Origin of the sequence: Ramlibacter algicola, from assembly GCF_016641735.1 — a bacterium.
GTDB classification, from domain to species: Bacteria; Pseudomonadota; Gammaproteobacteria; order Burkholderiales; family Burkholderiaceae_C; genus Ramlibacter; species Ramlibacter algicola.
In genome coordinates, this window is record NZ_JAEDAO010000001.1 from 1,843,785 (window position 1) to 1,855,230 (window position 11,446).

The following is an 11,446-nucleotide window of genomic DNA, read 5'->3' on the forward strand; positions in this document are numbered from 1 at the left end:
GATGGCTTCCCGCCTCCGCGGGAATGACGGAGGTCGTGCGCACACGCCCCGCGGGACCGAAGTCACGCGGGGCGCGTGTTGCACACCGGAGACGCCGCGCGAGGCGGCGGGTGGTGGCTTACTCGGCGCTGGCCGTCGGGTTCACGCGAGCCTGGCGGGCGTGGGCGGCCAGGTACGAAGCGCCGCTGTCCTCGGAGTTGCGGGCAGCGACTTCCTCGCGGTTGGCGATGTAGTCGGCGCGGACTTCGTCACGGCTGACGGTGCTCTGGAAGCCGGCGAGCTGGTCGTAGCGGAAGGACCAGGGGCTGACCGGGTAGTCCTTCTTGAACTGGGCCAGTTCGGCCTGCACTTGCGCGCGGGTCTTGGTCGGGGTGAAGGCGTCGGGTTGGCCGATTTCCTGGCTGGACTGCGCGAAGGCGGTGCCGGCGACGGCGAAAGCGGCGAGGGCGATGACGGTGCGGACGTTCATGATGGTTTCCTTTTCAGTGACGAATGAGTCTTCGGTCTTTCAGTCGCGGGTCGTATCGAACCCGTGACGTCACTGTAGGAAGCCACCGTGAGGCGGCACTTAGCGAAGTCTTAGCCCTGGATTAGCGCGTGCGCAGGTCGAGCGTGAAGGGGAATTCGCGGCTGCCGGGCACGCCGATGGTGGCCGGCGGCACCTGAAGCTTCCCCGGCGTGTGCCCCATGCGGAAGAAGCGCGCCAGCCGGCGGCTCTCGGCCTCGTAGGCATTGATCGGGAAGGTCTCGTAGTTGCGCCCGCCCGGGTGCGCGACGTGGTACTGGCAGCCACCGAGCGACCGCTGCATCCACGTGTCCACCAGGTCGAACGTCAGCGGCGCGTGCACGCCGATGGTCGGGTGCAAGGCCGCGGGGGGCGCCCACGCGCGGTAGCGCACGCCGGCGACGTACTCGCCCGCCACGCCGGTGGGCTGCAGCGGCACCGCCTGGCCGTTCACCGTCACGACGTGGCGGCTCTCGTTGAGGCCGGTCACCTTGATCTCGAGGCGTTCCAGCGACGAATCGACGTAGCGCACCGTGCCGCCGATCGCGCCTTCCTCGCCCATCACGTGCCAGGGCTCGAGCGCGTTGCGCAGCGTCAGTTCCACGCCCGCGGCCTGCACCTGGCCCACCAGGGGGAAGCGGAACTCGAAGTGCGGCGCGAACCAGGCGGCATCGAACGCGTAGCCCGCATCGCGCATCTCGCGCATGACGTCCTGCAAGTCCATCTGCACGAAGGTGGGCAGCATCCACTTGTCGTGCAGCTGCGTGCCCCAGCGGGTGGCGGGCGCGCGGTACGGCTCGTTCCAGAACCGCGCGACCAGCGCCCGCAGCAGCAGTTGCTGGACGATGGACATGCGCGCATGCGGCGGCATCTCGAACGCGCGCAGTTCCAGCAGGCCCAGGCGGCCGGTCGCGGAATCGGGCGAGTAGAGCTTGTCGATGCAGAACTCGCTGCGGTGCGTGTTGCCGGTGACGTCCACCAGGATGTTGCGCAGCGTGCGGTCGACCATCCACGCCGGCATGTTCTCGCCGTGGATCTGGCGGCTGCGCTCGATCTCGCGCACCGCGATCTCGAGCTCGTACAGCTGGTCGTTGCGCGCTTCGTCCACGCGCGGCGCCTGCGAGGTCGGGCCGATGAACAGGCCCGAGAACAGGTACGACAGCGACGGGTGGTTCTGCCAGTACAGCAGCAGGCTGGCCAGCAGCTCGGGCCGGCGCAGGAAGGGCGAGTCCGCCGGCGTCGCGCCGCCCAGCACGAAGTGGTTGCCGCCCCCGGTGCCTGTGTGCCGGCCGTCGGTCATGAACTTCTCGGCCGACAGGCGCGTCTCGAAAGCGGCCTGGTACAGGAACTCGGTGTGCTCGACCAGCTCGTGCCAATCGTTCGCGGGATGGATGTTGACCTCGATGACGCCCGGGTCCGGCGTGACCTGCAGCAGCTTCAGGCGCGGGTCGTGCGGTGGCGGGTAGCCTTCCAGCACGATCTGCACGCCGAGATCCTCGGCCGTCGCTTCGACGGCGGCGAGCAGGTCGAGGTAATCGGCGACGTCCGCCAGCGGCGGCATGAACACGTACAGCACGCCGCTCTTCTCGCCGACGTGCTCCGCCTTCGGCCCGTTGGCGCGGCGCGGGTCGCGGGCCTCCACGCAGAGCGCGGTGCGCGCGATCCAGGGCGCGGATTCATGGCGCCCCGGGGCACGAGCCGCATCGGCGGTGGCATTGCTCTCCGCGAGCGGCGGCTGCGCGCGCACATCGACGGGCGCCGCCAAGGCCGGGCGCGGCGCAAACGGATCCTGCTCGACGAGGTGGGGGTACTCCGACTTGCGCACGTAGGGCAGCGAATCGAGCGGCAGCCGGTAGCCCATGGGTGAATCCCCAGGCACGAGGTACAGGCGCTGGTCGCGCAGGAACCAGGGACCGGTGGACCACGCCGCGCCACCGGGCCTGGCGTTGCCGCGTTCGCCGGCCTGGATCGGGAGCATGTAGCCGACCACCGCATCGAGCTTCTGCTCGAACACGCGGCGCAGGCGAGCGCGTTCGAGCTCGTCGTCCAGCCGCGAGTCGAACGGGTCGACGTTGGACGGCAGCCGCCGCTCGCGCCACAGGTAATGGAAGACGTCCTCGTAGCCGGGCTGGATGAAGCGCTCGGGCAGGTGCAAGTGCTGCGCCAGCCGCGTGATGAAGCGCTGTGCGTCCTCGCTCGTGCATGCGCGCGGCTCACGCTCGTCGGCGAACAGCGCAGCGTTGCGCCAGCAAGGCTGGCCGTCGGCGCGCCAGTAGATCGACAGCGCCCAGCGCGGCAGCTGCTCCCCGGGGTACCACTTGCCTTGGCCGAAATGCAGGAAGCCGCCCTGGCCGTAGTGGTCGCGCAGCTTGCCCACCAGTTCCGTCGCGTAGCCGCGCTTGGTGGGGCCGAGCGCTTCGGTGTTCCATTCGGGCGCGTCGCGGTCCGTCGTCGCGACGAAGGTCGGTTCGCCGCCCATGGTCAGGCGCACGTCGCCGGCCAGCAGGTCGCGGTCGACGGCATCGCCCAGCGCGAGCACCTGCGCCCATTGCTCGTCGGTGTAGGGCCGCGTGACGCGCGGCGACTCGTACACGCGCGTGACCTGCATGTGGTGGCCGAATTCCACCTCGGCCTTGTCGATCAGGCCTTCGATCGGCGCGGCGCTGGACGGCTGCGGCGTGCACGCTAGCGGGATGTGACCTTCGCCGGCCAGCAGGCCCGACGTCGGGTCCAGGCCGATCCAGCCGGCGCCGGGCAGGTAGACCTCGCACCAGGCATGCAGGTCGGTGAAGTCGACCTCGGTGCCGCTGGGGCCGTCGAGCGACTTCACGTCGGGCACGAGCTGGACCAGGTACCCGGAGGCGAAGCGCGCCGCCAGGCCGAGGTGGCGCAGCAACTGCACCAGCAGCCAGCCCGAATCGCGGCACGAGCCGCTGCCCGCACGCAGCGTTTCTTCCGGCGACTGCACGCCGGGCTCCATGCGGATCAGGTAGCGGATGTCGTTCTGCAGCCGCTGGTTCAGCGCGACGAGGAATTCGATGGTCGGGCGCGGCTGCCGGTCGATGCGGGCGAGGTACTCGCGCACCAGCGGCGTGGCTTCGTCGGCGGCGAGATAGGGCGCCAGTTCCTGCCGCAGCGCGGCGTCGTACGCGAACGGGAACTGCTCGGCGATCGGCTCGAGGAAGAAGTCGAACGGGTTGTAGACCGCCATCTCCACCACGAGGTCGACGGTGACCTTCAACTCGGTCGTCGGCTCGGGGAACACCAGGCGGGCCTGGTAGTTGGCGAACGGGTCCTGCTGCCAGTTGATGAAGTGGTTGGCGGGCTCGACGCGCAGCGAATACGACAGCACCTTGCTGCGGCAATGCGGCGCCGGGCGCAGGCGCACCACCTGCGGGCCCAGCCGGACGGGGCGGTCGTACTTGTAATGGGTGACGTGGTTCAGCGCCGCGTGGATCGACATGCGCGCGACTGTAGCGGGGATCGTGCCTGCGGCGGGGCACTGCGATCGCACCGGCGCGGTGCGGATGGGCTTGCGATGGGGCGATGCGCACCTCCTGCGATGCGAGGTCGACGCCGCGCGAGCCGGTGCGTTGGATTGCGCATGTCCCTGCGCGGTGGCCATGCGTTCGTCCCGCTCCTGCTCGGCGCCGTCGCCGGACCGGTCGTGCATGTGCAGCTGGCGTCGCTGCGGCCGATTGCAGCCGACGGCGTGCTGCTGGCCGCCTGCGTCCTCGGCCTCCTCGCGCTGCTGCGGTCGGCGCGCTCGCCGTGGTGGCTCATCGCCTTCGCCGCTGGTGCCACGTTCGCCGCCTGTGGCCTGCGCGCCAGCGCCTATGCCGGCGGCCTCTTGCCTTCATCGCTGGAAGGCGAGGACGTCGTCCTGGTCGGCACGGTCGCCGGGCTGCCGCAGCGCAACGACCTGGGCCAGCGGTTCCGCTTCGACGTCGAGGAGGCGCGGGACGGGCAGGGCCACGCCGTCGCGGTGCCGGAGCTGGTCTCGCTGGCCTGGTACAGCGGTGCGTGGGCCGCGCAGGCTGGCGCGTTCGACGACCAGCGCAGCCCGCCCACGCTGCTGGCGGGCGAGCGCTGGCGCTTCACCGCGCGCCTGCGGGCGCCGCGGGGCACGCGCAATCCGCATGGCTTCGACTACGAGCTGTGGCTGTGGGAGCAAGGGCTGCAGGCCACCGGCGTGGTGCGCGCGGGCAAGGGCGATGCGCCACCGCGCCGGCTCGGCACCACGTGGAAGCATCCGGTCGAGCGCGCGCGGCACCGGGTGCGCGCCGCCATCCTCACGCGTGTCGACGATCCGCAGGCCGCCGGCGTGCTCGCCGCGCTGGTGGTGGGCGACCAGAACGCCATCGAGCGCACTGACTGGGACGTGTTCCGCGCCACCGGCGTCGCGCACCTGCTGTCGATCTCCGGCCTGCACGTCACGATGTTCGCGTGGCTCGCGGCGGCGGTGCTCGGTGCGGCCTGGCGGCGCAGCGGGCGGTTGTGCCTGTGGCTGCCGGCACCGCACGCGGCCGCACTCGGTGGCGTCGCGCTGGCCACTGCGTATGCGCTGTTCAGCGGCTGGGGCGTGCCCGCGCAGCGCACGCTGCTGATGCTGGGCTCGATGGCGGTGCTGCGGCTCCCGGGGCGGCACTGGCCGTGGCCGGTGAGCTGGCTGGCCGCGTGTGCCGTCGTCGTCAGCTGGGATCCGTGGGCGCTGCTGCAGCCGGGGTTCTGGTTGAGCTTCGTCGCGGTCGGCGTGCTGTTCGCGACGGGCAGGGAAGCGGCCGATGGTCCTCGCGGCGCCCGGGGACGCGTGCTTGCCCTCCTGCGCGAGCAGGGCATCGTCACCATCGCACTCGCGCCGCTCACGCTGCTGCTGTTCGGCCAGGTGTCGCTGGTCGGCCTGCTGGCCAACCTGGGGGCGATTCCCTGGGTGACGCTGCTCGTCACGCCGCTCGCCATGGCGGGGGTGGTCGTCCCGCCCGCGTGGGACCTCGCGTCGCTGGCGGTGCAGGGCCTCACCGGCGTGCTGGAGGCCCTGGCCGCCTGGTCGTGGGCGGTGTGGTCGGCGGCCACGCCGCCGTTGTGGGCCGGCACGGCCGGCGTGCTGGGCGGGTTGCTGCTGGTGATGCGGCTGCCTCCCGCGTGGCGCGCCCTCGGCGTGCCCTTGCTGCTGCCCGCGCTGCTCTGGCAGGCGCCGCGGCCACCGCCCGGCACGTTCGAGGTGATCGCGGCCGACGTGGGGCAGGGGAATGCAGTGGTGGTGCGCACGGCGACGCACACGCTCGTGTACGACGCCGGTCCCCGCTACGGCGCCGACAGCGACGCGGGCCAGCGCGTGCTGGTGCCACTGCTGCGGGCGCTGGGCGAGCGCGTCGACCTGCTCGTGCTCAGCCATCGCGATGCCGACCACACGGGTGGCGCCGCGGCCGTGCTGCGCATGCAGCCCCAGGCGGGGCTGCTCGCGTCGCTGGAAGCCGGGCACCTGCTGTCCGCGCTGCGGCCGGTGCAGCCCTGCATGGCCGGGCAGCACTGGGCGTGGGACGGCATCGCGTTCGACGTGCTGCACCCGGACGAAGAAGACATGCATGCGCGCAAGCCGAACGCGCTCAGTTGCGTGCTGCGCATCGACGACGGCCGCCAGGCCGCGTTGCTGGCCGGCGACGTCGAGGCCGCGCAGGAAGCGGCGCTGCTCGGCCGCGGGCTCAGGTCCGCCCAGGTGCTGCTGGTCCCTCACCATGGCAGCCGCACGTCGTCGACCGCGGGCTTCCTCGATGCGGTGCAGCCCCGGTGGGCCCTGGTCCAGGCGGGCTACCGCAATCGCTTCGGCCACCCCGCGGCGGACGTCCTCGACCGCTATCGTGAACGCGGTTCGCGCATCGTCGCCACGCCCGCGTGCGGCGCCGCCTGGTGGTGGTCCGGCGCTCCCGACGCGATGCGCTGCGAACGCGATGCCGCGCGCCACTACTGGCAGGCTCGCGAGCCCTAGCTTCGGCAGGCGCGCGATCCCAAGAACGGCCCGGTTGTTGCTATCCTGCGGGCGGACTTCCAACGCCCATGCAGAAATTCGACGAGATGATGCGCCAGCTGCCCGATGCGGGGCCGCTGCAGTTCCTGTCCCAGACCATGGGTGGCATGTCCCAGGTGCAGGTGCAGGGGGTGCGTGACCACTACCAGCGCTACGCCAACTGGCTGGCGCGCCAGCCGCAGGACACCATGCGGGCCCGGCGCGAGGAGGCGGAGATGATCTTCCGCCGCGTGGGCATCACCTTCGCCGTCTACGGCGCCAAGGACGAGGACGGTGCCGGCACCGAGCGGCTCATTCCCTTCGACCTGATTCCCCGCATCATCCCGGCCGACGAGTGGGCCCGGCTGGAGCAGGGCCTGGTCCAGCGCGTCACGGCCCTGAACCGCTTCCTGCACGACGTCTACCACGAGCAGGAGATCCTGCAGGCCGGCGTCATCCCGCAGGAGCAGGTGCTGCAGAACGCGCAGTTCCGCCGCGAGATGATGGGCGTGTACACGCCGCACCGCGTCTACTCGCACATCGCCGGGGTCGACATCGTGCGGGCGCCCAACGCCAACGGCGAGGGCGAGTACTACGTGCTGGAGGACAACCTGCGCGTGCCCAGCGGCGTGAGCTACATGCTCGAGGACCGCAAGATGATGATGCGGCTGTTCCCCGACCTGTTCAGCCAGCACCGCATCGCGCCCGTCGCGCACTATCCCGACCTGCTGCTGGAAACGCTGCGCGCATCGGCCCAGCCCGGCGCCCCCGACCCGACCGTGGTCGTGCTGACGCCCGGGATGTACAACAGCGCGTACTTCGAGCACGCCTTCCTCGCCCAGCAGATGGGCATCGAACTGGTCGAGGGGCAGGACCTGTTCGTCAAGGACCGCTTCGTCTACATGCGCACCACGCGCGGGCCCAAGCGCGTCGATGTCATCTACCGCCGCGTGGACGACGACTTCCTGGACCCGCAGGTGTTCCGCCGCGATTCGACGCTGGGCTGCACCGGCCTGGTCGATGCGTACCGCGCGGGCAACGTGACGATCTGCAATGCCATCGGCACGGGCGTGGCCGACGACAAGTCGATCTACCCGTACGTTCCCAGGATGATCGAGTTCTACCTGGGCGAGAAGCCGATCCTGTCGAACGTGCCCACCTACATGTGCCGCAATCCCGAGGACCACAAGTACGTGCAGGCGAACCTGAAGGACCTGGTCGTCAAGGAAGTGCACGGCGCCGGCGGCTACGGCATGCTGGTCGGCCCGGCGGCGACGCAGCAGGAGATCGAGGACTTCCGCAAGGCGCTGGACGCCAACCCGGGCGGCTACATCGCGCAGCCGACCTTGAGCCTGTCGTCCTGCCCGACCTTCGTCGACAGCGGCATCGCGCCGCGCCACATCGACCTGCGGCCGTTCGTGCTGTCGGGCAAGCAGGTGCAGATGGTGCCGGGTGGCCTGACGCGCGTCGCGCTCAAGCAGGGCTCGCTGGTCGTCAATTCGTCCCAGGGTGGCGGCACCAAGGACACCTGGGTGCTGGAGGCATGACGATGCTCTCGCGCACCGCCGACCACCTGTTCTGGATGGCCCGCTACACCGAGCGGGCCGAGAACACGGCCCGCATGCTCGACGTCAATTACCAGACGTCGCTGCTGCCGCAGTCCGCCGCCGTCGCGCAGGTGGGCTGGCAGGGGCTGCTGTCGATCAGCGAGCTTGGCCCGGCCTACACCGCCAAGCACGGCGACGTCGAGCCCGGCCGCGTGATGGAGTTCATGGTCAAGGACGAGAGCAATCCATCGTCCATCGTGTCGTGCCTCCGCGCCGCGCGCGAGAACGCGCGCGCCGTGCGAGGCTCGCTGACCACCGAAGCCTGGGAGACGCAGAACCAGACCTGGCTGGAGATCGGCCGCCTGCTGCGCAGCGGCGCCTTCGAGCGCGACCCGGGCCAGTTCTTCGAGTGGGTGAAGTACCGCTCGCACCTGTCGCGCGGCGTCACCGTGGGCACGATGCTGATGGACGAGGCGCTGCACTTCCTGCGCCTGGGCACCTTCCTCGAACGCGCCGACAACACGGCGCGGTTGCTGGACGTGAAGTTCCACGCGGTGCACAGCGACTTCTTCGGCGCCGCCACCGAGCAGGACCAGGAGTACGACTTCTACCACTGGTCCGCCATCCTGCGATCGGTGTCCGGCTTCGAGATCTACCGCAAGGTGTACCGCGATGTCATCAAGCCCGAGCGCGTCGCCGAACTGCTGATCCTGCGCCCCGACATGCCGCGGTCGCTGCATGCGAGCCTCAACGAAGTCGTGGCGAACCTGCAGATGGTCGCCAACGACCAGTCGGCCGAGACGCAGCGCCGCGCGGGCAAGATGCGCGCCGAGCTGCAGTACGGCAACATCGACGAGATCCTCGCCACCGGCCTGCACGCGTTCCTGACGCAGTTCCTCGACCGCGTCAACGAACTCGGCGGCCGCATCAGCCGCGACTTCCTGGTCCCGGCGACGCTCTGATGCCGGCGCGCGGCCAGGCGCTGCTGCAGTCCGGCCGCTGGCAGGACGCGGCAGCCGCCTTCCGGCAGGCGCTCGCGCAAGACCCGGCCTCGCTCCCCGCCCGCATGGGCCTGGCGCATGCGTTTGCGCAGGGCGGCGACCTGCCGCTGGCGACGGCCTGGCTGAGCGATGCCTGCCGTATCGCGCCGCAACGCGCCGAGCCGCTCGCGGCTCTCGCGGAGGTCCTGCTCCGGCAACAGCAGTTCGCGCAGGCGCTGCCGCTGTACCGGCGCCTGCACGAGGAGTTCGCCGCCCGCGACCGCGCCACCTTGCTGCACCTGGGGTACTGCCACGAACAGCTCGGCGACGTCGACGCCGCCATCGCCAGCTACCGCGCGGCGATCGCGCGCGAGCCGTCGTTCTTCGAGGCGCACGTGGACCTCGCCGGCGTGCTGTGGCGCGTCGAGGATTTCGAGGGCACGCTGGCGCACGCGCAGGAAGCTGTGCGTCTCGCGCCGCAGCATCCGTACGCGTTGCGCATCCTCGGCATGGCGCTGCTGCAGCTGAACCGGCTCGACGAGGCCGAGGTGCAGTTGCGCCGCGCACTGGCGATCCAGCCCGACTTCGCGCTGGCCCAGGTCGACCTCGCGTTCACGCTGCTGCTGGCGGGCAAGCTCCAGGAAGGCTGGTCCTGGTACGCGAAGCGCTGGAACGATGCGCGCATGCAGCGGCCTGCGTTCCACCAGGCGCACCGTGAGTGGTCGGGCCCGTCGCAGCCCCTGCGCGGCAAGCGGCTGCTCGTCTACGCGGAGCAGGGACTGGGCGACGTGCTGCAATTCGCGCGCTACATCCCGGGGCTGCAGGCGCTGGGCGCGCAGGTCTCGGCGGTGGTCCCGCCCGAGCTGGTGCCGCTGCTGGAAGCGAGCTTCGAGGTGCCTTGCGTCACCCGCGAGCGCTCGGTCGAGATCGACCTGCACGTCGCGCTGCTGGACCTGCCGGGGCGCGCGGGCACGACGCTGGAGTCCGTTCCCGCCGCCGTGCCCTACCTGCGCGCTCCGCTCGCGCGGCGCACCGCCTGGCGCGAGAAGCTGGGCGAGCGCGACGGACGCCTGCGCGTGGGCATCGCCTGGAGCGGCTCGCCCGTGCAGGTGAACAACCGCAACCGCGCGATGCCGCTCAGCGTGCTGCAGCCGCTGCTCACGGTGCCCGGCGTGCAGTGGTACAGCCTGCAGAAGGGCGACGCGAGCGCGCTGAATGACGTGCCCTTGCCGGACCACGTCGTCGACCTGACCGGCCAGTGGCGTGACTTCGCCGACAGCGCCGCGATGCTGGAGCAGCTGGATCTGGTGGTCACGGTCGACACGTCGATCGCGCACCTGGCCGGCGCGCTCGGCACGCCGGTGTGGGTGATGCTGCCGCCCAACCCGGACTTCCGCTGGCTGCTGGAACGCGAGGACTCGCCCTGGTACCCGACGATGCGGCTGTTCCGGCGCGCGCATGGCGAGCCGCGTGCCGCGCAGGTCGCACGCGTCGGCGATGCCTTGCGGCAACGCTTGCCGGCCTGACGCGGCGCGCATCGGCAGTTCGGGGGGTGGCGGCCGCCTGCGGCACGACCGATGATGGGCGCCACGGAGGTGCCCATGCCGCTGATCACCGAAGCCCTGATCGCGAAGACGCTGCCGCGGTGCAAGCTGCCGGGGATGTGGGCCGACGCGTTGGAGCCCGCGCTGCAGCGGTATGACATCCGCTCGCCGGAACGCATCGCCGCCTTCCTCGCGCAAACCGGCCACGAGTCGGGGCAGTTCAACGTGCTGCAGGAGAACCTGCGCTACACCAGTGCGGAGCGGCTGCTGAAGGTGTGGCCCAGGCGCTTCCCAAGCATCGACAGCGCGCAGCCGTACGTGAACGACCCGCAGGCCCTGGCCAACGTCGTGTACGCGAAGCGGCTGGGCAACGGCGACATCGCCAGCGGCGACGGCTGGCGCTTTCGCGGCCGCGGGATCATCCAGCTCACGGGCCGGTCCAACTACGTGCAGGCGGGTGCGGCGTTGGGGCTCGACTTCGTGGCCCACCCGGACCTGCTGCTGGAGCCGGGGCCGGCCGCGATGGCCGCCGCCTGGTTCTGGGCATCACGCGGTCTCAACGCCCTGGCCGACGATCGCACCTCCGACAACGACCTGGAGGACTTCACCGAGATCACGCGCCGCATCAACGGCGGCGCGGTGGGGCTGAAGGAGCGGTTCGCGCTGTACCAGCGGGTGGAGCAGGCGCTCGCCTAGGAGCCTGCGCGGCAGAGAGATGGGCCCGCGCCGCGACCAGAAACGCGCCAGGCTAGGCGCGGTCCGACGCGCTGTACTTGATGTACAGAAGGAGGCCGTAACGACGCATGGCGCGTTTCCGGTCACGGCCCGAAGGGTTGGGCCGATAAGGGGCCAGATGCGTCGTTGCG

At 70.9% G+C, this 11,446-nt stretch carries 7 protein-coding genes; 5 read left to right on the forward strand and 2 right to left on the reverse strand.

Annotated features, from left to right (window positions below; all coding sequences use genetic code 11):
* Positions 1-118: 118 nt before the first annotated feature.
* Positions 119-469 (reverse strand): DUF4148 domain-containing protein, encoded by a 351-nt coding sequence (locus I8E28_RS08990; RefSeq protein WP_200787645.1) that lies wholly within the window; start codon positions 467-469, stop codon positions 119-121.
* A 121-nt stretch (positions 470-590) separates the two neighbouring features.
* Positions 591-3,968: a transglutaminase family protein gene (locus tag I8E28_RS08995; protein WP_200787646.1), complete on the reverse strand. Its 3,378-nt coding sequence runs from the start codon at positions 3,966-3,968 to the stop codon at positions 591-593.
* A gap of 141 nt (positions 3,969-4,109) precedes the next feature.
* On the opposite strand from I8E28_RS08995, the gene I8E28_RS09000 reads away from it, so the two are divergent.
* From I8E28_RS09000 to I8E28_RS09020, 5 genes are all read left to right on the forward strand, one after another.
* Positions 4,110-6,491 carry a DNA internalization-related competence protein ComEC/Rec2 gene (locus I8E28_RS09000; protein ID WP_200787647.1) on the forward strand — a complete coding sequence of 794 codons (2,382 nt, stop codon included), beginning with the start codon at positions 4,110-4,112 and terminating at the stop codon, positions 6,489-6,491.
* Between the two features lie 68 nt (positions 6,492-6,559).
* Complete coding sequence (locus I8E28_RS09005; RefSeq protein WP_200787648.1) at positions 6,560-8,056, forward strand: circularly permuted type 2 ATP-grasp protein; 1,497 nt, start codon at positions 6,560-6,562, stop codon at positions 8,054-8,056.
* Positions 8,057-8,058: 2 nt separating this feature from the next.
* Complete coding sequence (locus tag I8E28_RS09010; RefSeq protein ID WP_200790347.1) at positions 8,059-9,018, forward strand: alpha-E domain-containing protein; 960 nt, start codon at positions 8,059-8,061, stop codon at positions 9,016-9,018.
* Positions 9,018-10,562 carry a tetratricopeptide repeat protein gene (locus tag I8E28_RS09015; RefSeq protein WP_200787649.1) on the forward strand — a complete coding sequence of 515 codons (1,545 nt, stop codon included), beginning with the start codon at positions 9,018-9,020 and terminating at the stop codon, positions 10,560-10,562. The genes I8E28_RS09010 and I8E28_RS09015 overlap by 1 nt, the downstream gene beginning before the upstream one ends.
* A gap of 75 nt (positions 10,563-10,637) precedes the next feature.
* Positions 10,638-11,276, forward strand: coding sequence for a glycoside hydrolase family 19 protein (locus I8E28_RS09020; protein WP_200787650.1), 639 nt, complete (start codon positions 10,638-10,640; stop codon positions 11,274-11,276).
* Positions 11,277-11,446 lie beyond the last annotated feature (170 nt).

Bases quoted from the DNA above. Each gene is read 5' to 3' on its own strand.
- I8E28_RS08990 (WP_200787645.1), bottom strand. From the start codon at position 469: ATGAACGTCCGCACCGTCATCGCCCTCGCCGCTTTCGCCGTCGCCGGC.
- I8E28_RS08995 (WP_200787646.1), bottom strand. From the start codon at position 3,968: ATGTCGATCCACGCGGCGCTGAACCACGTCACCCATTACAAGTACGAC.
- I8E28_RS09000 (WP_200787647.1), top strand. From the start codon at position 4,110: ATGTCCCTGCGCGGTGGCCATGCGTTCGTCCCGCTCCTGCTCGGCGCC.
- I8E28_RS09005 (WP_200787648.1), top strand. From the start codon at position 6,560: ATGCAGAAATTCGACGAGATGATGCGCCAGCTGCCCGATGCGGGGCCG.
- I8E28_RS09010 (WP_200790347.1), top strand. From the start codon at position 8,059: ATGCTCTCGCGCACCGCCGACCACCTGTTCTGGATGGCCCGCTACACC.
- I8E28_RS09015 (WP_200787649.1), top strand. From the start codon at position 9,018: ATGCCGGCGCGCGGCCAGGCGCTGCTGCAGTCCGGCCGCTGGCAGGAC.
- I8E28_RS09020 (WP_200787650.1), top strand. From the start codon at position 10,638: ATGCCGCTGATCACCGAAGCCCTGATCGCGAAGACGCTGCCGCGGTGC.